Genomic DNA, 22,458 nt, shown 5'->3' with positions numbered 1-22,458 from the left:
CTTCGCCATGCCCGCACCACCACAGCCAGCTCCGCTCACCATGCCCACGGCGCCAAACCGGGCTTCCCCGAGCGGCACCCGCGTCGTACCAAGCCTGAAAACCACGAAATCCCGTCCAGTTGAAGTAACTGAACGGGATTTCGTGAACCCTTCACGAGCTAACTCGTGAACGGCCCGTTGTGGACCTGTGGGGATTTGAACCCCAGACCCCCTCGATGCGAACGAGGTGCGCTACCAGACTGCGCCACAGGCCCTTGCGACGTGTGAAACTCTAGCACTCTCACGGGGGTGCTTGGAAATCCGTTCCTCCGCTGGTCAGCGGTGTCGGGGTCCCCGGAAGCACCGAGGGCCCGGCCCCCGGGACCCACCCGCCTCACTCGTTGGCCGCACGCGGCCGGTCCTCGTCGTCGTACTGGTCGAAGAGCGGGGTCCGGCCCCGGTCGCGGCTGCGACGGGACTGGTTCGCGCGCTGGCGCGGGGCCGGGTCGACCGCGGAGGCCGTCGGGTGCGACGTACCCGTCTGGGTGGGCTCGGCGGTGCTGGAGCGGGCCGCACTCCAGGTCTCCGGGTCGTTGACCTCCACGCCGCCCGTGGCCCGCGGGGCGACGGGCGCCGTGACATAGGTGGGCAGCGGTACGGGAACGGGCTCCCAGCTGTCGCCCTGGACACGGCCGCGCTCACGCTGCTGGTCCACCCACTCCGCGTGGTCCGTCTGCTCGACGAGGGCGCGGCGGCCCGCCTCCTGCGGGGAGACCGTGGGCGTCGGCTCCGACTCCAGGTGGTGGGCTTCGGAGTCGTCGTCGGGCTCGGCGGGGACGGGGGCGGCGGGCTGGTGCCTGCGGGGGCGGTTCTCGCGGAGTCGCTGTGCCGCGACCTCGGCCCGGCGGCGGTCCATGGTGAAGGCGAACCGCCGGCGTTCCTGGGCGCGCAGATGCACGATGTACGTGCTCAGCAGCACGGCCGGGGCGGCGGGCGCCCACAGGAAGCCGAGGCCACCGACCGCCGCGACGACCGCTCCGAGGGTGAAGGCCAGGAAGAGGACGACGGTGGTCCGCCTGCGCCGGGCCAGGACCTGGGAGCGCTGGGCGCGCCGGGCCCGCTCCGCGTCGGCCGCGCCGGAGGGGGGGCGCCGCCGGGCGGGGGGCACGTGTTCCGCGGGGTGCTCGCCGGACCGGCGCTCCTGCGCCTGACGGCCCGACGGCTGATGCCCCGCCCGCCGTTCGTGCGCCGGGCGGTCGGAGGTCTGGCGGTCCGGGGCGCGCTCGGGCGCATGCGCCGGGTCGGCCAGCCTGGCCTCCGTATGCGCCGGAGGCGCGGCGAAGGCCCGGACGTCCACGGATTCCATACGGTCCGTTTCCCGGTCCGGGTCGACGTCGGGCGCCGCCTCCTCGGCGGTGCGCTCCCGCAACTCCTTGGCGTACCGCCGCTCCATCGCCGCTCGTCCGGACAGCAGCCGGATGGCGGTGCTGAAGCGTTCGGTCGGACGAGCCTCGTTGAGCTCGTCCTGCCTGCGGAGCCACATCGGCACCAAGTAGGCGGCCCAGGCCCCGACGATGACTGCGTAGATGAGGCCGCTGCTGCTCACGCTCTCACCGTAGAGGGGTTTGCGCGGAGGGATCCGCCAATTGGCCCGGTGTGTCGCACGATCCGGCCAATATCACGGACTTTTTTGTGAATGTTTCGGATCAGTGGCCGCCGTTAGCCCGATCCAATGTGGTCGCCCGGCGATCAAATTCGAACATCTATTTTATTTCGCCGGACGGTTCAGGGCCTCGCGGCGACACGGGGCGCGACCGTCGCCAGCGCCGGAGCATCCCATCGGGCACTTCCTCGGCGGTCAGAGCGAAGATCAGATGATCGCGCCAGGCGCCGTCGATGTGGAGATAGCGCGGGCGCACGCCCTCCGAACGGAATCCGAGTTTCTCCACCACCCTGCGGCTGGGCCGGTTCTCCGGGCGAATGCAGACCTCGATGCGGTGCAGGCCCACGGCACGGAAGCAGTGGTCCGCGGCGAGGGCCACTGCCGTCGGCATGACCCCCCGCCCGGCGACGCTCTGATCGACCCAGTAGCCGATGTGACCGGAGCACATCGAGCCCCAGGTGATCCCCGCGACGGTGAGCTGGCCGACCAGCCGGCCCTCGTACTCGATGGCGAACGGCAGCATCCGCCCCGCGTTCGCCTCGGCGCGCAGATGGCGCACCATCTGCCGGTACGTGGGGCGCTGCGCCATCGGACCGCCGGGGGCGGGTGGTGGGACGGTCGCCTCCCACGGGCGCAGCCAGTCACGGTTGCGCCGGTTGACCTCGCGCCACATCCGCTGGTCACGCATCTTTATCGGGCGCAGGACGATCTCGCCGTCGGTCAGCGTCACCGGCCAGGTCACGATGTTCAGCTCGGGCTCCCCGGTCGGGGGTGGTCGCCACCGCGGAGCTGGTCGACGGCGTGCACCACGAGCCGGCCGAGGACCGCGAGCCCGTCCTTCACCCCTCCGGTGGAGCCGGGGAGGTTGACGATCAAGGTGCCGGAGGCCACACCCGCGAGGCCCCGGGAGAGAGCGGCGGTCGGGACCTTGGCCAGGCCCTCGGCCCGGATCGCCTCCGGGATGCCGGGGATCTCGTGGTCGAGGACGCGACGGGTGGCCTCGGGAGTGGCATCGGTGGGCGAGATACCCGTACCGCCGGTGGTGACGATCACGTCGTACCCGGCGGCGACGCCGGCGCGCAGGGCCGCCTCGACCGGGTCGCCGTCCGGAACGACCTGCGGGCCGTCGACCGTGAAGCCGAGGCCGGTCAGCCCTTCGGCGATCAGCGGACCGCCCCTGTCCGCGTACACCCCGGCGGATGCCCGGTTGGAGGCGGTGACGACGAGCGCGGTGTACGCGCGGGGCAGCGCGACGCCGGCGGGCTCGGCCGCCCTCCGCCCGTGGCCGGGGGTGCCCGCCCCCGGCGTGCGCTGCTCATGGCCGGTGGTGCCCGACCCGGGCGCCGTCACGTGTCCGTTCCCTCCGGCGCGGTGCGCCGGTAGTCGCCGGACGTGCCGCCCGACTTCGCCTCGACCCGTACGTCGGTGATCACCGCGCCCTTGTCGACGGCCTTGACCATGTCGACCACCGTGAGGGCCGCCACCGAGACCGCGGTCAGGGCCTCCATCTCGACGCCCGTGCGGTCGGTCGTCTTCACGGTGGCCGTGATCTCCACCGCGTCGTCGGCCACACTCAGATCGACCTTCACGCCGGAAACAGCCAGCGGATGGCAGAGCGGAATCAGGTCCGGGGTGCGCTTGGCCCCCATGATCCCGGCGATCCGGGCGGTGGCGAGGGCGTCGCCCTTGGGGACTCCCTCACCGCGCAGCAGCTCGATCACGCGCGGCGAGACGAGCACCCGGCCGGCGGCGCGGGCGACGCGGGCGGTGACGTCCTTCTCCGACACGTCGACCATGCGGGCCGCGCCCGCCTCGTCGATGTGCGTCAGCCTGTTCTGCGTACTCAACTCACTCCGCCTAGCGGTAGGGGCGCCGGTTACGCCTCGGGGAACCGGAGGGTGTCCCCCCGGAAGGCACGGCGGCAGATACCGTACCGCCACCGGGCGGCGGTCAGCCGAGCAGGATCACGTCCGTCTCCGTGCCGGGCTCGACCGAGGTGACGTCCTCGGCCACCACGATCAGCGCGTCCGCCCGCGCGAGCGCGGCGATCAGATGCGAACCGGAACCGCCGACCGGAGTGACCGTGCCCGCCTCCGCGTCGTGACGGCCGCGCAGGAACTGTCGGCGACCGTCCGGCGAGGTGAGCGCCTTGTCGGCGCTGAGCCGGGCGCGTGCCGTGGGTCGGCGCACGTCGGTGAGGCCCATCAGGGCGCGGATGGCGGGGCGGACGAACAACTCGAAGGAGACGTAAGCGGAGACCGGGTTGCCCGGCAGGGCCAGCAGCGGGGTGTGGTCCGGGCCGATCGAGCCGAAGCCCTGCGGCTTGCCGGGCTGCATGGCGAGCTCGCGGAACTCGACCCCGCCGCCCGGCTCGTCCTCGTCCCCGACGGAGGACAGCGCCTCCTTGACCACGTCGTACGCGCCGACACTGACACCGCCCGTGGTGACGACGATGTCCGCGCGGATCAGCTGGTCCTCGATCGCGGCGCGCAGTGTCTCGGCGTCGTCGGCGACCGCGCCCACCCGGTAGGCGATGGCTCCGGCATCCCGGGCGGCGGCCGTCAGCGCGAAGCTGTTGGAGTCGTAGATCTGGCCGCTGGTCAGCTGCTCGCCGGGCTGGACCAGTTCACTGCCGGTGGACAGGACGACCACGCGGGGACGGGGCCGTACGACCACGGTGGCGCAGCCGATCGCCGCGAGCAGCCCGATCTGCGGCGGGCCGACGACCGCCCCGGCGGCCAGGGCGAGATCGCCCGGCTTGACATCGCTGCCGCGTTCGCGCACATGGGCGCCGGCCACGACGGGCCGGTGCACCCTGACGGCGCCGGTGGCGTCCTCGGGCGCGTCGCTGTGGGCGCGCATGGCGGCGGCCGGGCCCCCGCCCGTACCACCGTCGGTCCACTCGACCGGGACCACGGCCTCCGCACCGGCGGGCAGCGGCGCACCCGTCATGATGCGGGCGGCCTGTCCCGGTCCCACGACCTGGTCGTCGGCGAGCCCCGCACTGCCCGCGGCGACGTCGCCGATGACCGTGAGGACCGCGGGGAACTCCTCGCTGGCGCCCTCGACGTCGGCGATCCGGACCGCGTAACCGTCCATGGAGCTGTTGTCGAAAGGCGGCAGGGCCACCTCCACGACGACGTCCTTGACGAGGACACAGCCCTGGGCGTCCGGCAGCTGCAACTCGATGGGCTCCAGCGGCCTCACCGCGGCGAGGATGTCGTCCAGATGCCCGTCCACCGACCAGATCGTGCTGCTCACGGGGTTACATCTCCTCAGCGACGTACTTGCGCAGCCAGGTCCGGAAGTCCGGCCCCAGGTCTTCACGTTCACACGCCAGTCTGACAATGGCGCGCAGATAGTCGCTGCGGTCGCCGGTGTCATAGCGGCGGCCCTTGAAGACGACGCCGTGCACGGGGCCACCGATCTTCTCGTCCGCGGCGAGCAGCTGGAGGGCGTCGGTGAGCTGGATCTCGCCGCCGCGGCCCGGCTCGGTGTGTCGCAGTATGTCGAAGACCGCGGGGTCCAGGACGTACCGGCCGATGATGGCGAGGTTGCTGGGGGCGTCGGCCGGGTCCGGCTTCTCGACCAGGTCGGTGATGCGGACCACGTCGGCGTCGACGGTGGCGTCCGCGGCGGCGCAGCCGTAGAGGTGGATCTGCGAGGGCTCGACCTCCATCAGCGCGATGACGCTGCCGCCCTCACGCTCCTGGACCTCGACCATCCGGGCCAGCAGCGCGTCGCGCGGGTCGATCAGGTCGTCGCCGAGGAGCACCGCGAAGGGCTGGTCGCCCACGTGCGGGGCGGCGCACAGCACGGCGTGTCCGAGGCCGCGGGGGTCGCCCTGTCGCACGTAGTGCATGGTGGCCAGGTCGCTGGACTCCTGGACCTTGGCGAGGCGTTCGGCGTCGCCCTTGCGGGTGAGCGCGGACTCCAGCTCGTAGTTGCGGTCGAAGTGGTCCTCGAGGGGACGCTTGTTGCGGCCGGTGATCATCAGCACGTCGGAGAGACCCGCGGCCACGGCCTCTTCGACGACATACTGGATGGCCGGCTTGTCGACGACAGGCAGCATCTCTTTGGGAGTGGCCTTCGTGGCGGGCAGGAACCGGGTGCCGAGACCTGCTGCCGGGATGACGGCCTTGCTGATCCTGGGGTGCGACTGAGTCATGTGCAGACCTTAACGGCTCCACACGGCCGGAAGCTGATATTCCGGTTAACTTCGTCCTTAAATATGCCCATACGAGAATCGTGCGAGTCGCTATTGAACACCGACAAGTCCGGAAAGGCGTCCGCGAAGAGCTCCCTGCGGCGCGAACTGCTCGCCGCGCGGGCCCTCCTGACCAAGGAGGACGCCGTCCGAACGGCCGCGGTTCTTGCCCAGGTGGCTCTGCGCCTGCCCGAACTGGCCGACGCCCGTACGGTCGCCGCGTACGTCTCCGTGGGACGCGAACCGGGCACCCGCGCCCTCCTGGAGGCGCTACGCGGGCGGGGCGTCCGCGTGCTGCTGCCGGTCCTCCTGGCCGACAACGATCTGGACTGGGCGGCCTACGGGGGCCCGGAGCACCTGCTCCCGGCCGGGCGGGGGCTCCTTGAGCCGGACGGCCCACGCCTGGGCCCCGCCGCCGTCCTGGAAGCCGGGGCCGTGCTGCTGCCCGGTCTCGCGGTGGACGGGGCCGGGATGCGGCTGGGGCGGGGCGGCGGCAGCTACGACCGGGTGCTGGCCCGGCTGACGGCCGCCGGGGCGCACCCTTCGCTCGTCGTGCTCCTGTACGACGACGAGGTGGTCACGCGGGTCCCCTCGGAACCGCACGATCACCCCGTGGACGCGGTGGTCACGCCGGCCGGAGCGCGGCGCTTCGCTTCATGAGTCCCTCTGCGGACCGAAGCCCCTTGTAGCTCACGCGTGAGCTACAAGGGGCTTCGGTACTTCGGTGGGCCCTACGGTTTCGGCCTCACGGTTTCAGCGTCAGCGTGTCGACGGTGGACGCGTCGACCGCGTCCTTCCCGAAGGACCAGTCGAGCAGCTCACCATCGACCCACTTGTCGGTCTGGTCGGTGTAGTGCGCGCTGAACGCGTGCCCGGAGGCTCCGCTGAGGTTGATCCAGCGGGACTTGTCCCAGTCCCCCACGTTGACGACCATCCGCATCGACGGGACCCAGACGACCTCGTAGCCGCTCGCCGCGTTCCAGCCGGTGGCGTTGACCGCCGCCTCACCACCGCCGAGGTTCCAGGGGCCGCGGTTGAGCGCCCGCTGGAGCAGGCCGGGGCCTTCGGTACCGAGGGTCTGGTTCTTCAGCGTCAGCCGGTGCAGGCGGCCCCAGCTCCAGGTGGAGATGTTCTTGCCGAGCTTGGAGGTCAACTCCCAGCGGGCGTCCTCCATCGCCCGGGCGAACAGGTCGTCCCGGCTCTCCAGGGCGGCCTCGCGGCCTCGGGCGGGCGCCTTCCACCACTCGTTGTCCTGGTCGTCCATGATGTCGCGGACCACCTGGAACCAGCGGTCGCCGCCGTCCGGCTGCGCGGTGTCGCCGTCGCGCTGGCCGCACTCGCGGACGAGCTTCTTCTGCTGGTCGGCCGGGCCGCTGTTCTTGGCCGGCGGCACGTTGAGGCAGTCACCCTCGACCCGCATCTCCTTGGGCAGCTTGTTGCCGAAGGCGAGCTTCAGGATGTTGCGCCAGACGCCGTTGAAGTACGCGGCGGCGGCCGAGTCGGGCTCCTGGGTGTAGTCCCAGCCTTCCAGCAGCTTCTGGGCCTCGCGGACGCTCGGGTCAGAAATGTTGATCTTCTTCAGCTCGGGCACCAGCAGCGCGGCGATCTCGCTGAAGTTGTCCATCTGCATCTTCTGCATGTCATCGGTCGAGACCTTCTCGCCGCCCTTGATCTTCTGGGTCAGGAGGTCGTTGATCCGCTGGCTGCGGGCGCCGTAGCCCCAGTCCTTGGTCAGGAGGTGGGGATACTTGCTCTCGTCGATGACAGCCTGGTTGGCGGTGACGATGAAGCCGCGGTCCGGGTTGTACTCGTAGGGCAGCTGGTCGAAGGGGATGTACCCCTCCCACGAGTACTTCGGGTCCCAGCCCGGGGCCGGCGCCGTGCCGTCGTAGCCATCGGATCGCACCGGGATCCTGCCGGGGGCCTGGTAGCCGATGTTGCCGTCGGTGTCGGCGTAGATGAGGTTCTGGGAGGGGACCTCGAAGTTCTCGGCGGCCTTCCGGAAGGTGGTGAAGTCCTTGGCCCGGTTGAGCTCGAAGACGGCGTCCATGGACTTGCCGGGCTCCAGCGCCGTCCACTTCAGCGCCACCGCGTAGCCGTCGGCCCGGTCGGGGGCGGCGTTGCTGACGGGGGCCTTCTGGCCGACCTTGTCCAGTTCCTTGCTGCGGTCGGATACCAGAGGGCCGTTGTTCGTCTCGCGGACGGTGATCGTCCGGTCCTTGCCGCCGGCGACCTTGATGGTCTCCTCACGACTCCTGAAGGACTTGGTCTCGCCGTCGTACAGGTAGCCGTCGTCGGAGACCTTCTCCAGGAAGAGGTCGGTGACGTCGGCGCCCAGGTTGGTGAGGCCCCAGGCGATGTCCTGGTTGTGACCGATGATCACACCGGGCATGCCGGAGAAGGTGTAGCCGGCCGTGTCGTACTGGCAGGACTTGGAGAGCTCCCGGCAGTGCAGACCCATCTGGTACCAGAGGGAGGGCAGCATCGGCGCGAGGTGCGGGTCGTTCGCGAGGAGCGCCTTGCCCGACGTCGTGTGCTTGCCCTCGACGACCCAGGAGTTCGAGCCGATGCCGTTGCCGTTCGGACCGAGCAGCGCCGGGATCTCGTCGAGGGTGTCCGAGAGGGCGGCCAGCTGGGTGTTCAGGCCCTCGGTGGCACCCTCGGGGGTCGACGATCCGGTGGTGTCCGACGGGGTCGCCTCGGGGTCGAACTTCTTGGTGACCGGGGAGATCGCGCCCTGCTCGACGATCGGCTTGTTCTGCTTGTACGGGTAGCCGGGGTACAGGTCCTTGATCTGACCCTTGTCGAGACGGCTGGTCAGCAGCGAACGGTCGATCTCGTCCTGCATGTTGCCGCGCAGGTCCCAGGCCATCGCCTTCAGCCAGGCCACCGAGTCGACCGGGGTCCACTCGCCGGGCTTGTAGTCGTTGGTCAGCCCCAGAGCCGCGTACTCGACCGAGATGTCCCGGCCTTCCTTGCCCTTCAGATACGCGTTGACGCCCTCCGCGTACGACTGGAGGTTCTTCTTGGTGCTCTCGTCCAGGACCTCGTCATACTCCTTCTGCGCCACCTGCCGCCAGCCGAGCGTCCGCAGGAAGGAATCGGTCTCCACCTGTCCGGAACCGAACATCTCGGAGAGTCGCCCGGACGTCATGTGCCGCCGGACGTCCATCTCCCAGAAGCGGTCCTGGGCCTGGACGAAGCCCTGGGCACGGAAGAGGTCGGCGTCGGAGTCCGCGTAGATCTGCGGGATTCCGTAGGAGTCACGTTTGACCTCGACGTCGCCGGAAAGGCCGTCGAGGGTCATCGACCCGGTGGTCTGCGGGTACGAGGCCCGCACGGTGGACACGGACCAGTACGACCCGTATCCGACACCCGCGACGAGCGCCAGCACCAGGACGAGCACGATCAGGCGGGCGCGTCGCCCCTTCTTCCTGCCGGGCTTCTTCGCGTCGGAAGGGCCGGAAGAGGCGGTTGTCTTGGCGGGCATCGCTGTCCTTCGAGGGGCAGGGTGGTCCTGGGAGTGCAGGAGCAACCATAGGCGCAGCGGAGAAGCCACTCGGACGCGGTATAGGGATGCATCCATTTGCGTCTTCCTCGTACGAACACTCGAACCCGTCAAGGAATCGTTAAAGATTAGGTAAGGTAACGAAGTAACTGGCCGCCGGAGGACGATCCGGCAGGCGCACGCAGGGAAGGAATGGACCCTGACCGTCCACGCGCTCAACGAACTCCTGCTCGTCTGCTCGCTCGTCCTGCTCGTCGCCGTGGCGGCGGTACGGATCTCCTCGCGCAGCGGGCTCCCCAGCCTGCTCCTGTATCTCGGCATCGGGATCGCCCTGGGGCAGGACGGCATCTTCGACGTCAAGTTCGACAACGCCGAACTGACGCAGGTGTTCGGCTACGCCGCACTGGTCGTCATCCTGGCCGAGGGCGGACTCGGGGCGAAGTGGAAAGAGGTCAGACCCGTCCTGCCCGCGGCCGCGGTGATCTCGACCGTCGGCGTCGGCATCAGCGTGGGCATCACCGCCACCGCCGCGCACTACCTGGTCGGCCTGGACTGGCGCCAGGCCCTCATCATCGGCGCGGTCGTCTCCTCGACCGACGCGGCGGCCGTCTTCTCCGTGCTGCGCAGAGTGCCCCTGCCGCCCCGGATCACCGGGGTCCTGGAGGCGGAATCGGGCTTCAACGACGCTCCCGTCGTCATCATGGTCGTCGCGCTCTCCGCGGTCGGCCCGGTCGAGCACTGGTACATCCTGGTCGCGGAGATCGCGATGGAGCTGGCCATCGGCGCCGCCATCGGCATAGCGGTGGGCTGGCTGGGGTCCCTGGCGCTGCGGCACGTGGCGCTGCCCGCCTCCGGCCTCTACCCGATCGCCGTGATGGCCATCGCCGTCTCCGCGTACGCGGCGGGCGCGATGGCCCACGGCAGCGGGTTCCTCGCCGTCTACCTGGCCGCGATGATCCTCGGCAACTCCAAGCTGCCGCACTGGCCCGCCACCCGGGGCTTCGCCGACGGGCTCGGCTGGCTGGCCCAGATCGGCATGTTCGTGCTGCTCGGCCTGCTGGTCACCCCGCACGACCTGGTCGACGACTTCTGGCCCGCCATCGTCGTGGGCCTGGTGCTGACCATGGTGGCGCGGCCACTGTCGGTCTTCCTGAGCCTCGCGCCGTTCCGGCTGCCGGCCCGCGAGAAGATCCTGATGTCCTGGGCCGGGCTGCGCGGGGCGGTGCCCATCGTCCTGGCGACGATTCCGATGGTGTCCGGGGTGGAGGGCAGTACGAGAATCTTCAACATCGTCTTCGTTCTGGTCATCGTCTACACCCTGGTCCAGGGCCCGACGCTGCCCTGGGTCGCGAACAAGCTGAACATCGCCGACGATCCTGCCGAGGCCGCGGACCTGGGCATCGAGTCGGCCCCGCTGGAGCGGCTGCGCGGACACCTGCTGTCGGTCGCCATCCCCACGAAGTCCAAGATGCACGGCGTCGAGGTCGGCGAGCTGCGGCTCCCGGCGGGTGCCGGAGTCACGCTGGTGGTCCGCGAGGGCACGAGCTTCGTGCCGTCCCCGGCGACGGTGCTCCGGCGCGGGGACGAACTGCTGGTAGTGGCGACCGATCCGGTGCGCGACAGGGCGGAGGAACGGCTGCGGGCGGTCGGCGAGGGCGGCAAACTGGCCGGCTGGCTGGGCGCAGGCAGATCCCCCGCTTCCGACACATCCGGCGTGGCGGGACCCCATGGCGGTTCCGCCATCCCCCAGGCGATGAAGCTGGCCAAGAAACTCGGCGGCGCCGCCACCCGTACCAACGGCAGTGGAAACGGAAGGGCGAACGGAAGCGACCGCGGCGCGAGGACCAGTTCCCGAGACTCCCCGTAGCCCGCTGGGGCTCCCCTGGGGCTCCTTGGGGCCAGTCCCCCTGACTCCCTGACTCCCTGACTCCCTGACTCCCTGAGGGGACAACTCAGGCGTCCGGCAGCGGACGCGGCGCAGATCACAGGCTGACACGGAAGCTCTGTACGCGATCACAGGGCTGCGGGGCTTCCTGCCTGTACCATGAAGGTAAACCTGATCGACCAACTCTGTCTGAAGCAGAGCTGGCGCGACCGTATGGCGGTCGTGGTGTCTCTTCGCCCGGCGTTTCTTCGTCGAATGCAGCGAGTCGCCCGGCATCTACCGCAGTTCAGCGCGAAGAGGACAGCTCTCGGCCGCTTCCGTCCGGCCCGCCCCACAAGGGCGCCGGGAAGCAGGGCCACCAGGCGGCAGAAAGGCAAGGACCGTGGCGACCACGGTCTCCGACCGCCCCGGATACGGGCAACTCCTGCGCACCCCCGGTGCGTGGACCTTCCTCCTCCCGGGCTTCGCCGCACGGCAGCCCTTCGCGATGCTCACCATCGGCATCGTCCTCCTCGTGCAGCACACGACCGGCTCGTACGGCAGCGCGGGCGCCGTCGCGGCGGTCTCCGGCGTCTCCATGGCGCTGTTCGCCCCGCAGAGCGGCAAGCTCGCCGACCGCTTCGGCCAGCGGGCCGTCCTGCTGCCCGGAGTCCTTCTCCACGCCGTCTCCGTGGGCGCCCTGACCGTACTGGCGCTGGCGGACGCACCCCTGTGGGCGCTGTTCGTCGCCGCTGTGCCGACCGGCGCCTCGATCCCGCAGATCGGCCCCATGGTGCGGGCGCGCTGGGCGGCGATGCTGGGAGCGACCCCCGACCGGCCCGCCTCGCCGCTGATGCCCACCGCGACCGCGTTCGAGTCGGTGACGGACGAGTTCACGTTCGTCCTCGGCCCGGTGATCGCCACCGCGCTCTGCACCGGCGTGCACCCGGCGGCCGGACTGATCACGGAAGCGGCTCTGACCCTGGTCGGAGGCCTGTTCTTCGCCGCGCAGCGCGCCACCCAGCCCGCCCCTCGCAGCGCGGCCACCACGGCCGAACCGCACACCTCGGCGCTCTCCATCCCGGGCGTCCGCGTCCTGGCCGTGGCCTTCCTGGGCATCGGCGCGGTCTTCGGCGGGATGCAGGTCTCGCTGACCGCGTTCTCCGAGGAGATCGGCAACCCCGGGGTGAACGGTGTCCTCTACGGGATCTTCGCGGCGGGCAACATGCTGGCAGGCATCGCCTGCGGAGCCATCGCCTGGAAGAGCAGCCCGCGCCGCCGGCTGATCGTCGGGTACGTGGCACTGACCCTGACCGCGTCCGGCCTGTGGGCCGTACAGTCGGTGCCGCTGCTGGCCGGGCTCGGCCTGCTGGTCGGCCTCTGCATCGCTCCGGCGCTGATCAGCGGCTACACCCTGGTCGAAGCGCTGGTGCCCGCCACCGCCCGTACCGAGGCCTTCACCTGGCTGACGGGCGCCGTGGCGCTCGGACAGGCGGCGGCCGTGACCGCGGCCGGGCAACTCGCCGACGCCCAGGGCGCGAGCACCGGTTTCCTGGTGCCTCTGGCCGGAACGGTGCTGGCCCTGATAACCCTGCTGGCCCTGCGTTCACGGCTGACTCCGAAGCCCTCGGGGCGCACCGTGGCACGTGGGATCGGTCACCGCGAGCCGGTCGCGGTGGACTGATTCAACGGAATACGTCAGTATGGACCGTCGTTAGCACTCATTGAGTGAGAGTGCCAGGAGGAGCAAGTGCCGACCTATCAGTACCAGTGCACCGAGTGCGGCGAGGGCCTAGAGGCGGTGCAGAAGTTCACCGATGATGCCCTGACCGTGTGCCCGAGCTGCGACGGACGCCTCAAGAAGGTGTTCTCCGCGGTCGGCATCGTCTTCAAGGGTTCCGGTTTCTACCGGAACGACAGCCGTGGCTCCTCGTCGAGCAGCACGTCGGCGTCGGCCGCCTCGAAGTCGTCCGACTCCGCGTCGTCCTCGTCGTCGGGTTCGGACACGAAGGCGAGCGCAACGTCCTCGTCCTCGTCGTCTTCGTCCGGCTCCTCCTCGTCGTCGGCCCCCGCGCCGGCCTCGTCGAGCGGTACGTCGGCCGCCTGAGCCCACGTACGCCCCACCTGCTTTCACCGGACCCCGCCGAGGCCACTCGGCGGGGTCCGGGCGTTCGTCCCGGGAACCGCTCCTCCGGATACGGTGACCGCATGGCGAACGCACTTACGGAAACGAGCTCCGGTACGGATACCGGGAGTTCCGCGGAGATCGGTGTCATCGGCGGCTCGGGCTTCTACTCCTTTCTGGAGGACGTCACCGAGGTCTCCGTGGACACCCCTTACGGCAAGCCGAGCGACTCGGTCTTCCTCGGCGAGCTCGGCGGACGGCGGGTGGCATTCCTGCCCCGCCACGGACGCGGCCACCACCTGCCGCCGCACCGCATCAACTACCGGGCCAACCTGTGGGCTCTGCGCTCCGTCGGGGTCCGGCAGGTGCTCGGCCCGTGCGCGGTGGGCGGGCTACGGCCGGAGTACGGGCCGGGCACCCTGCTCGTCCCCGACCAGCTGGTGGACCGCACCAAGGCCCGCGTGCAGACCTATTACGACGGTGAGACCCGGGCCGACGGAACGGTGCCGAACGTCGTCCACCTGGGCTTCGCCGACCCGTACTGCCCCGAGGGGCGCAAGGCTGCACTCACCGCGGCTCGCGGACGCGACTGGGAACCGGTGGACGGCGGCACCCTGGTGGTCGTCGAGGGCCCCCGCTTCTCGACCCGTGCGGAATCACGCTGGCACGCGGCGATGGGCTGGTCCGTCGTGGGCATGACCGGACACCCCGAAGCGGTCCTCGCCCGTGAGCTGGGCCTCTGCTACACGACGATGACCCTGGTGACCGACCTGGACGCGGGGGCCGAGGCGGGCGAGGGCGTCTCGCACGAGGAGGTGCTCCAGGTGTTCGCGGCCAACGTGGACCGGCTGCGCTCGGTGTTGTTCGACGCGGTGGCCGGGCTGCCCAGGAGCGAGAACCGCAACTGCACGTGCGCCCACGCGCTGGACGGGATGGACACGGGGATCGCCCTGCCGTAGCGGGCATCGCCGCTGCTCGGCAGGGCGGGCGTAGCCGGTTCGGGTGACGGAGTTATCCCCAGCGCGAGGACTGTCCACAGGCCTCAGCGGGATCTGCGCGCGTGGTGGAAAGTGAGGGGAGTTCGGCCGGATCACCGGTCCGGACTCCCTTTTCCCTTGCCCCTTCCCTTGCCCTCGTCCGCCCGAATCCAGGTGGTGCCATGTCCACACCCACGCCCACGCCCACGCCCGCATCCGTCTCCACACCCACGTCCATGTGCACGTCCACATCCGTGCCCCCTTTCCCGTCTCGGTCCCTTTCGCCATCTCGGTCCCCGTCCCGGTACCCGTCTCCGCCTCCGGCGCCGGTGCCCGCGCCCTGCGGGGTGAGGCCGTTCGGGCCCCTGCGTGTGCGGGGCGGTGGCGCGGATCGGCTGCGCCGGATGCTGCGCCGACAGCGGCGGGCAGCGGCTGCCGGGCTCGCGCTGGCTGGTGCCGCGCTGGCCACCACCGGTCTGACCAGCACCGGCGGAGCGACCTGCCCACCGGATGCTCCGCCGGGGGCCGGCCGGTCGTCCGTGCGGCTGGTCTCCGCGCCGGTCAGGATCGCGGACCCGGAGACGGTACGACTGCTGCGCCCTGGGGACCGGGTCGATGTGATCGCGGTCGGTGACGCCGACGACGAAGCGCGCGTGGTGGCGCGAGGGGTGCGCGTGGCGAAGGTGCCACAGGCGGCCGCAGGACCCGGCGGTCACGCGGCAGAGGTTTCCAGCGCCGGGTCGGACAGTACGGGAGGGACGGACAGTACGGGAAGGGCTTATGGCATCGGAGGAGCGGGGGCGGAGGCCGGGGCCCTGGTGGTGTTGTCCGTGGAGCGGTCGACGGCCACAGCGCTGCTGGGCGCGGGTGCTTCGGGACGGCTGGCCGTGGCGGTGTCCGATGCGAACTGACATCTCCTCACATCACCGATGGGAATGAGCGGGTTGGACGGTGACGCCTTCGCCCGGCTCAGGTGGCGGAGCAGTTCGCTCCCCTCACCACCCATGCGAAAGAAGGCTCAGTTGTGAGCGAGAAGAAGGTGGCTGAGGGGTGACGTCGGTGGCGTGGGCGAGACGGTTGACCATGGGCCGGCCGAATCCTCCCGTGCCGCCGTTCAGGTCGGGGGTGGGTATGCCCGGCGCCCCCAGGGCGACCGCGTTCGCGGAGCGGTCGGCCGCGGCATTGACGCTCATCGCGTCCACCAGGTCACCCGTCTCGGAATCGTCGATGCCCGCTCAGTCCTGTGCGGCACCTTCTGCCCGGCCGGGGTCCCTCGACCCTGTTCGTGCCCGATTCATGCATGACTACCTCGCCGCTGAACACCTGAAAATCTTTGTTGGCCAGAGTAGACATTGGGTGTGGGCGTGATTATGGTTTCTCTCGTAGCCGAGATCGAGAAGGGCCCGGCAGAGATGAACTGCCGGGCAGAAGCACCCGCAAGCGCAGTTCGCGGGAAGGTGCGGTGGTGGAGTTTCGAAGCCAGAGCAGTTGCAGGACGGCGACGGGACTGACGACCGGACCAGGTGGCCCGCGGTGATCAGGGGCGGCCACGAGCAGTACCAGCAGTGTGGAGGCAGTTCCTCGGTAAAGGCGTCGGCTGCGGGCGCGCGTACCGGGAAGTCCGGCAGTGGGGTTCCAAGCCAGAGCAGACGCAGGACGGGCAACGGGGCTGGCTGCCGGAGTGGCGCTGTTGAAGGCCACCAGCGGTACGCAATTCATCCAGAGGGAAAGAACGGAGGAGCATCGCACCATCAGGATCGCCCGGACCGAACACGTGAGTCCGGGTACCGCAGGACATCGATAGTGAGGTGGTCTCCGGTCAAGCAACCGCGATCCCCGCACCCCCGAAGCAGCTCAGCTCGGGTCAGCGGAAACAGAGGGCCGACGCAGGATCAGGGTCGGCAGATGGTGTAGCAGTTCCTTCGGGGCCCGGGTGCCACAGAGCACCCGGGCCCCTCCAGCGTGTTCCACAGAGAGGTGCGATGACAGCAGACGACTCGTTCGGACGTCTCGATGACGACGACTACCCCGCCTACACCATGGGCCGGGCCGCCGAAATACTCAACACCACCCAGGGCTTCCTCCGCGCCATCGGCGAAGCCCGCCTCATCACGCCCCTGCGATCCGAAGGCGGCCACCGCCGCTACTCCCGCTACCAACTGCGCATCGCCGCCCGCGCCCGGGAACTCGTCGACCAGGGCACCCCCATCGAGGCTGCCTGCCGCATCGTCATCCTCGAGGACCAGCTCGAAGAAGCCCAGCGCATCAACGCCGAACACCACCGAGGCACCAAGCCGCCCAACACACCACCAGCGGCCTGAACCGCTGCGCGACCATCGGATACCGGCGGGGCCTCACGCATTCCGGCCGGTGGTCAAGGGCCGCGCACGGTGTGCTCCGGGAGACCGGGCCCTGACCCGTGCGTCTATGTCGGCACGGGGTGGATGGGCGTAGTGACCGTGCATCAGGTACCTGAGGGTTGGATCACTCGGGGCCGGAGGTGGCATCGGATCAGGCGGGCAGGCGGGACCCGAAACACGGTCCAGTCCTCCGGGCCATCGCTCAGAGGTGGTGGGGTGGCTTCTCGTCCAGGAAGCGCGCGAGGTCGGCGGCGCTGCCACCGGCAGGAGGCCGTTCGCCCCACCCCTGGTCCGTATCATCCGCGGAGTGCCGGTCCAGCGGATCGTCGAAGTCCAGAACCGGCTTGTGCTTCGGTTCCCTGTGCGGCTGTTCATGTGGCTGCTGCTTCGCATCGCGCGGACTGGGGGCGGGGGCGGCGCTCATGTCTCCAGGGTACGGCGGCTCACCACGAGGTGTGAGCCGCCGTGGAGCCGGGCGCTGGGCGTCAGCGGTCCTTCGGGTCGATGAGCCACAGACCGAGCACGACGAGGAACGACACGCAGAGGAAGCCGGCCGCCCACCAGGCCGTACCGGTGTTGCCCTCCATCCACTCGTCGATCAGGACGGTCAGTCCCCAGAGCTGGCCGATGACGACAGTCATGGCCAGGGTGAGCCGGGCGGTCAGTTTCGAGGAGCGCTCGGGGTCCTGGTCGGTGCCCGCACCGGGCCCGGGGCCGGTGTGCCGGACGCGGGGGTCCCCGTATCCGCTGGTGGGGCGGATCTGCGGGTACCGCTCGTGGACGGGCCGGTTCAGTTCGGGGTCGGTGCTGCCGGGGTGGTACGTGGGGTAGTGGCTGCCGGGGGGCGGCAGCGGCTGCTCGGGGTGCGGGGTGTCGCTCATGCGCGCCTGCCCGGCTGCTCGGCGGCGGTGGGCCTCGCGTCGGCTCCCCGCCCGGGTCCGCCAGCGGGGCCGGCGACCTGGCGGCCGGATTCCGTCGCGCCGTCGGCCCGGGGCGCGGGCCGCTCGCCGGTGCTCCGGCTGCGGGCTCGCGCACCGGCGGCCCGGGGCGGGGATTCGGCTCCGCCGCCGATGCCGGGGCAGCCGATACGGGAGGCGAGGTCGGGGCGGTCGCCGCCGAGCTGGCGGCAGAGCCCGGACTCGATGCTCTCGCCGGAGCGGGTGGTCCCCACCGCCCAGACGCTGCCGTCGTCCTGCTCGATGACCACGACCTTGGGCAGTCCGCGCGGCGGCGGTCCCGCCGTCACCTCGCCGGACCGGGCGTCGAAGACTCCCTCGTGGCACGGGCAGTACAGCTCGCCCTCCGTGCCCCGGTCCCTGCGCCAGAGCACGGCGCAGGCAAGGTGGGTGCAGACGGCGGAGTAGCCGACGAGGGTGCCGTCGTCGAGGCGGACGGCTACGGCCCGGTCCTCCTCGCCCGGGTAGCGGAAGGCGATCGACTCGCCGGGCAGGAGTCGCCCGGCGACGCGCTTCGCCTCGGGGGCCTTGCCCTCCTCTCCGTCGCCGTGGCGGTGGAGCATGCCCGCGGCCACCCCGATGCCGCCGAGTGCGAGACCGCCGGAGACGGTGGTGACGATCCGGAGGTAGTCGCGCCGGGTGGTGAGGGAATCGGCTGCGATCCGGTCCTGGAGCGCCTCGCGCGGGTCTCCCCCGGTGGAGTGCTCGCCGCCCGGCTGCTGATCGGTGACGCTCATCGGCGGACGTCCTTCCCATTGATCTCGACGACGGGGAGACCGCCGGGGACCGGCCACTGGACCCGTTCGGCGGGGACGACCATCGCCACGCCGGTGCGGACCTCGGTCTCGCCGAAGACGAAGGTGTCGGCGACCTGGACACCGGGGCGCTCCGCCTGGAGTTCCTCGACGGTTCCGTAGAAGAGAGCTCCGGTCGGGCAGACGGTGGCGCACATGGGGGCGAGGCCGTAGGCGGTGCGGTCGTAGCAGAGGTTGCACTTCATCTGCAGCTTCGCCTGGAGGTCGATCTTCGGTACGCCGAAGGGGCAGGCGTTGACGCAGTTGGAGCAGCCGATGCAGCGGGTGGTGTCCGCCTGCTGCACCACACCGTCGGCGGTCACCAGGATCGCGTCGGCGGGACAGACCTCGGCGCACGGGGCGACCGGGTCCTCGCAGTGCATGCAGACGGTGGGGAGGGAGGCGACCGAGTGGCCCTCGTCGGTGTAGTCGAGGTGGATCATCGATGTGCCGCGGTGCGAGTCGCATTCGCGGCAGGCGGAGACACAGGCCTGGCAGCCGATGCAGCGCCCCGGGTCGATGAAGATCGTTCTGCCCATCACGGGGCCTCAGCTCCTCTCCGAGGTGCCACGGCCCTGGGGGGCCGTGGGGGGCCGTGGGTCGGTACGGGAGACCTGGGTCTCCGGGTAGGCGACGTGGCCGGGAGCGACCGGCGGGGCGGGGACCTCGTCGATCCGTTCGGCGTGCTCGACGCGGCAGGCGCACACCTTGTACTCGGGGATCTTGGAGCGGGGGTCGAGGGCGTCGATGGTGAGGGCGTTGGCCGAGGTGGGGACGGGCCAGTGGTAGGGGATGAACACGGTGTCGGGGCGGATCGCCTCGGTGACCAGGGCGGGGAAGACCTCGCTGCCGCGCCGGGTGACGACGCGGACGGGCTCGCCGTTGCGGAAGCCGTGCGAGGGGTGGATCTCGGCCCAGGGGCGCGGGGTCTGTTCGACGAGGGCGCCGAGCCTGCGGGTCTGGTTGCCGGAGAGGAAGTGGGCGACGGTGCGGCCGGTGGTGAGGGACATGGGGTGCTCGTCGTCGTACGGGTCCATCGGCGGGTGCCATTCGACGGCCTGGAGGTGGATCTTGCCGTCGGGGTGGTAGGTCTTCCCGTCCTCGAAGAGCCGGGGGGTGCCGGGGTGGTCGGTGGTGGGGCAGGGCCAGGCGATGCCGCCGGTCTCCTCCAGGCGTTCGTAGGTGATGCCGTAGTAGTCGTTGACGGTGCCGGCGGAGGCGATGCGCAGCTCGTCGAAGACCGACCGGGAGTCGGGGAAGTCGAATTTGTCGCCGGCGCCGAGTCGTCGGGCCAGTTCGCACATCGCCCAGGTGTCGGTGCGGACGCCGGGCGGTGGGTCCTGGGCCTTGTTGTGCTTGACCACGCGGGCTTCCGCGTTGGCCATCACCCCTTCGTCCTCGGCCCAGGTGGTGACGGGGAAGACGACATGGGCGTTGGCGGCGGTCTCGGAGAGGAAGAAGTCGAACTGCGCGTGGAACTCGGTGGTGTCGTACCCCTCCTTGACCACCCGGTAGTTGGGCAGGGAGACGAAGGGGTTGTTGCAGATGCCGATCAGGCCGCGGATCTCGCGGCGCCTCATCTGCCAGACCATTTCCATCATGGAGGTCCCGGCGGGCGGGAGTTCGGACTCCTCGATGCCCCAGATCTCGCAGATCTGGCGGCGGTGCTCTTCGTTCGTGATGGAGCGTCCGCCGGGGAGGAGGTCGGATTTCTGGCCGTGCTCACGACCGCCCTGCCCGTTGCCCTGGCCGGTGATGGTGCCGTAGCCGGCGCCGGGTTTGCCGATGTGGCCGGTGGCGGTGCAGAGGTTGATCACGGCGAGGCAGTTCTCGACGCCCTGCGAGTGGTGCTCGATGCCCCGGGCGTGCCAGGCCATGGCCTTGGGCGCGCGGGCGAAGGTCCGGGCGACCTGGACGATCTGCTCGGCGGGGATGCCGCAGATCGCGGCGGCTCGGGAGGGCGGGTATTCGGCCGCCTTGGCCTTGACCTCCTCCCAGCCGGTGGCGTGGGCGGCGAGGTAGCTCTCGTCGGTGAGCCCTTCCTCGATGACGACATGCAGGACGGAGGTGAAGAAGGCGGAGTCGGTGCCGGGCTTGAGGGCGACGTGGATGTCGGCGGTCCGGGCGATGGCGGTCTCGCGCGGGTCGACGACGATGAGGCCGGCCCCGCGGTCCCGGGCTCCCCAGACGTACTGGGTCATCACGGGGAAGCACTCGCCGACGTTGGAGCCCGCGATGAGCAGGCAGTCGGTGAGCAGGATGTCGGAGAAGGGGTTGCCGGCCCGGTCGATGCCGAAGGCCAGTTTGTTGGCGCCCGCGGCGCTGACCATGCAGAGCCGGCCGTTGTAGTCGACGTGCCGGGTCTTGAGCGCGACCCGGGCGAACTTGCCCACCAGATAGGTCTTCTCGGAGAACAGGCTGGCCCCACCGAGAAGCCCGAAGGCGTCGTTGCCGTGGGTCTGCTGGATGCGTTTGATCTCGGAGACGGTGAAGTCGAGCGCCTCCTCCCAGGAGACCTCGCGGAACTCCTCGTCGCGGGAGCGGCGCATCAGCGGGGCGGTCAGCCTGTCGGGGTGGTTGACCTGCTGGTAGGCGTTGATGCCCTTGGGGCAGAGCCGCATCCGGTTGATGTCGTGGTTGCGGGGTTCGACGCCGAAGACCTTGCCGCCGCGGTCCACCCGCAGATACATCCCGCACTGGACGCCGCAGAAGCAGCAGTGGGTCGGCACGAGCGTCTCGCCGTTCTGGTCGGCGTGCCACTGGTCGGCCGGGATGCCGCCCGCGTCCCGGAAGGCGCGGGTGCCGGGAGGGGCGAGGGAGGGGTCCAGGGGGATGAACGTTCGGCGGTCGGCAGCAGCTCGCGGATCCGCGGTCACTTGAAGCCCTTCTTCACATGGGAGAGATAGGCGCTGCCGCGCAGCACCCGCTTGCAGCGCGGGCAGTATTCGGCCCAGGAGTCGAAGCCGAGCCGGAGGTCGCGCATGGTGCCGCGCAGGTTCTCGACGTAGGGGCCGGTGTCGATGGGCTCCTCGCAGCGACGGCAGGCGAACACCTCGTCGTCCTTGCGGCCGGTGTACTTGAACAGCTGCATGCCGACCGCGGCCGGTCGCTGGACGATGTGGAAGAACTTGCCGAACGGGATGTAGATGAGCGTGAAGACGACCGACACCATGTGCAGGATCGCGAGGAACTGGTAGCCGCCGCCGTGCAGGAAGACCGAGGAGAAGGTGAGCAGCAGCCCCGTCACGGAGATGACGATGAGCGCGATCAGCGGCACCAGGTCGTAGGCGAAGCGCTGGCCGGTGGCGGCGCCTCGGTCCTTCATACGGCGCCACAGGAAGTACGAGGCACCGGGGATGACAAGGACGGCGGCGATGTCCAGGCCGTGGAACATCAGCCAGCCGAGCACGCTGAGCGAGTCGAATCCGAGGATCTTGAAGCCCCAGATCCTCATCTCGTAGCCGGGTCCCGAGCCGCTGCCGGAGGTGAAGGTGAACCAGCCCCAGGTGAGCGGGAAGGTGATCAGGGCGGCCAGGACGCAGCCCCAGAAGATCAGCTGGTGGGCGGCCCAGCGGGCGTGGGAGCGAGCACCGAGGAACTTCTGGAGGCCCAGGTAGGTGGCGATCATCTTCGGCAGGGCCGTGGGGGCTCCGCGGAAGTTGTCCAGGGAGAAGAGGCTGCGCCGGCCCTGTTCGAAGAGGCGTCGGGCGCCGGGGGCGGAGATCCAGACGGTGTACCGGTAGGCGACGCCGAAAGCGAGGAAGACCGTGGCCACGGCATAGGGGAGGAGGGCCGAGTCGAAGGTGCGGAGCATGCGGCTGCCGAGCACGATCGCGAGGATCAGCAGGGCGGAGACAGCCATGCCCGCGAGGGTGGCCCGGGTGGTGACGGACCGGGGACCGATAGCGGCGGGAGACGTGGCCGCGGGGCCGCCGGGGATGTGGGGCTCGGCTGCTGCGGTGGCTTCTGAGGGCTCGGTCACCCGGCCACCGTAGGGCTGTTTGAGTTGATTGAACCCGTTTTAT

Annotated in this window: 20 protein-coding genes and 1 tRNA gene; 7 read left to right on the top strand and 14 right to left on the bottom strand. The window is 70.3% G+C overall.

What is annotated here, in order from left to right:
• Positions 1 to 180: 180 nt before the first annotated feature.
• The 7 genes from ACZ60Q_RS29490 to galU form a co-directional block, all read right to left on the bottom strand.
• Positions 181 to 254, bottom strand: a tRNA-Ala gene (locus tag ACZ60Q_RS29490).
• Between the two features lie 119 nt (positions 255 to 373).
• The gene (gene sepX, locus ACZ60Q_RS29485; RefSeq protein ID WP_469640547.1) at positions 374 to 1,585 is read right to left on the bottom strand and encodes a divisome protein SepX/GlpR; all 1,212 of its coding nucleotides are present in this window, start codon (positions 1,583 to 1,585) and stop codon (positions 374 to 376) included.
• Between the two features lie 157 nt (positions 1,586 to 1,742).
• Positions 1,743 to 2,372: a GNAT family N-acetyltransferase gene (locus ACZ60Q_RS29480; RefSeq protein WP_469640585.1), complete on the bottom strand. Its 630-nt coding sequence runs from the start codon at positions 2,370 to 2,372 to the stop codon at positions 1,743 to 1,745.
• Positions 2,373 to 2,389: 17 nt separating this feature from the next.
• Positions 2,390 to 2,890: a MogA/MoaB family molybdenum cofactor biosynthesis protein gene (locus ACZ60Q_RS29475; RefSeq protein WP_469640583.1), complete on the bottom strand. Its 501-nt coding sequence runs from the start codon at positions 2,888 to 2,890 to the stop codon at positions 2,390 to 2,392.
• Positions 2,891 to 2,988: 98 nt separating this feature from the next.
• Positions 2,989 to 3,489 carry a cyclic pyranopterin monophosphate synthase MoaC gene (moaC, locus tag ACZ60Q_RS29470; protein WP_469640545.1) on the bottom strand — a complete coding sequence of 167 codons (501 nt, stop codon included), beginning with the start codon at positions 3,487 to 3,489 and terminating at the stop codon, positions 2,989 to 2,991.
• Between the two features lie 103 nt (positions 3,490 to 3,592).
• Complete coding sequence (gene glp, locus ACZ60Q_RS29465; RefSeq protein ID WP_469640543.1) at positions 3,593 to 4,903, bottom strand: molybdotransferase-like divisome protein Glp; 1,311 nt, start codon at positions 4,901 to 4,903, stop codon at positions 3,593 to 3,595.
• A 4-nt stretch (positions 4,904 to 4,907) separates the two neighbouring features.
• Complete coding sequence (gene galU, locus ACZ60Q_RS29460; protein WP_469640541.1) at positions 4,908 to 5,810, bottom strand: UTP--glucose-1-phosphate uridylyltransferase GalU; 903 nt, start codon at positions 5,808 to 5,810, stop codon at positions 4,908 to 4,910.
• A gap of 63 nt (positions 5,811 to 5,873) precedes the next feature.
• Here galU and ACZ60Q_RS29455 point away from each other — a divergent pair, with 63 nt between their 5' ends.
• Positions 5,874 to 6,509 carry a 5-formyltetrahydrofolate cyclo-ligase gene (locus ACZ60Q_RS29455; RefSeq protein ID WP_469640540.1) on the top strand — a complete coding sequence of 212 codons (636 nt, stop codon included), beginning with the start codon at positions 5,874 to 5,876 and terminating at the stop codon, positions 6,507 to 6,509.
• A gap of 85 nt (positions 6,510 to 6,594) precedes the next feature.
• Here the strand turns inward: ACZ60Q_RS29455 and ACZ60Q_RS29450 are convergent, their stop codons facing one another.
• A complete protein-coding gene (locus ACZ60Q_RS29450) occupies positions 6,595 to 9,339 on the bottom strand; it encodes a penicillin acylase family protein (RefSeq protein WP_469640538.1) in 2,745 nt (914 codons plus the stop codon).
• Between the two features lie 277 nt (positions 9,340 to 9,616).
• Between ACZ60Q_RS29450 and ACZ60Q_RS29445 the strand changes: the two genes are divergently transcribed.
• From ACZ60Q_RS29445 to ACZ60Q_RS29420, 6 genes are all read left to right on the top strand, one after another.
• Complete coding sequence (locus tag ACZ60Q_RS29445) at positions 9,617 to 11,224, top strand: potassium/proton antiporter (RefSeq protein ID WP_469640536.1); 1,608 nt, start codon at positions 9,617 to 9,619, stop codon at positions 11,222 to 11,224.
• A gap of 400 nt (positions 11,225 to 11,624) precedes the next feature.
• Positions 11,625 to 12,905: an MFS transporter gene (locus ACZ60Q_RS29440; protein ID WP_469640534.1), complete on the top strand. Its 1,281-nt coding sequence runs from the start codon at positions 11,625 to 11,627 to the stop codon at positions 12,903 to 12,905.
• 66 nt (positions 12,906 to 12,971) lie between these two features.
• Positions 12,972 to 13,328 (top strand): FmdB family zinc ribbon protein, encoded by a 357-nt coding sequence (locus ACZ60Q_RS29435; protein WP_469640532.1) that lies wholly within the window; start codon positions 12,972 to 12,974, stop codon positions 13,326 to 13,328.
• Positions 13,329 to 13,429: 101 nt separating this feature from the next.
• Entirely contained in the window at positions 13,430 to 14,305 is an 876-nt protein-coding gene (locus tag ACZ60Q_RS29430; protein ID WP_469640530.1) for an S-methyl-5'-thioadenosine phosphorylase, read from the top strand.
• A gap of 254 nt (positions 14,306 to 14,559) precedes the next feature.
• Positions 14,560 to 15,234 carry a hypothetical protein gene (locus tag ACZ60Q_RS29425; protein WP_469640581.1) on the top strand — a complete coding sequence of 225 codons (675 nt, stop codon included), beginning with the start codon at positions 14,560 to 14,562 and terminating at the stop codon, positions 15,232 to 15,234.
• Between the two features lie 1,071 nt (positions 15,235 to 16,305).
• Positions 16,306 to 16,644, top strand: a complete 339-nt coding sequence (locus ACZ60Q_RS29420; protein ID WP_469640528.1) for a helix-turn-helix domain-containing protein — start codon at positions 16,306 to 16,308, stop codon at positions 16,642 to 16,644.
• Positions 16,645 to 16,885: 241 nt separating this feature from the next.
• On the opposite strand, the gene ACZ60Q_RS29415 is transcribed toward ACZ60Q_RS29420, so the two are convergent.
• From ACZ60Q_RS29415 to ACZ60Q_RS29390, 6 genes are all read right to left on the bottom strand, one after another.
• Complete coding sequence (locus tag ACZ60Q_RS29415; protein WP_469640526.1) at positions 16,886 to 17,107, bottom strand: hypothetical protein; 222 nt, start codon at positions 17,105 to 17,107, stop codon at positions 16,886 to 16,888.
• A 61-nt stretch (positions 17,108 to 17,168) separates the two neighbouring features.
• Complete coding sequence (locus ACZ60Q_RS29410) at positions 17,169 to 17,564, bottom strand: hypothetical protein (protein WP_469640525.1); 396 nt, start codon at positions 17,562 to 17,564, stop codon at positions 17,169 to 17,171.
• On the bottom strand, positions 17,561 to 18,376 hold the full coding sequence (locus ACZ60Q_RS29405) for a Rieske (2Fe-2S) protein (protein ID WP_469640523.1): 816 nt from the start codon (positions 18,374 to 18,376) through the stop codon (positions 17,561 to 17,563). Before ACZ60Q_RS29405 ends, ACZ60Q_RS29410 begins: the two co-directional genes overlap by 4 nt.
• A complete protein-coding gene (locus tag ACZ60Q_RS29400) occupies positions 18,373 to 18,975 on the bottom strand; it encodes a 4Fe-4S dicluster domain-containing protein (protein WP_003968479.1) in 603 nt (200 codons plus the stop codon). The genes ACZ60Q_RS29405 and ACZ60Q_RS29400 overlap by 4 nt, the downstream gene beginning before the upstream one ends.
• Positions 18,976 to 18,981: 6 nt before the next feature.
• Entirely contained in the window at positions 18,982 to 21,309 is a 2,328-nt protein-coding gene (locus ACZ60Q_RS29395) for a molybdopterin oxidoreductase family protein (protein WP_469640521.1), read from the bottom strand.
• Entirely contained in the window at positions 21,306 to 22,415 is a 1,110-nt protein-coding gene (locus tag ACZ60Q_RS29390; protein ID WP_469640519.1) for an MFS transporter, read from the bottom strand. The genes ACZ60Q_RS29395 and ACZ60Q_RS29390 overlap by 4 nt, the downstream gene beginning before the upstream one ends.
• Positions 22,416 to 22,458 lie beyond the last annotated feature (43 nt).

The sequence above is a fragment of the Streptomyces sp. NPDC104313 genome (assembly GCF_055583985.1).
Note: the sequence above shows the minus strand (reverse complement) of the source record. Positions and strands in the feature narration are given on the sequence as shown.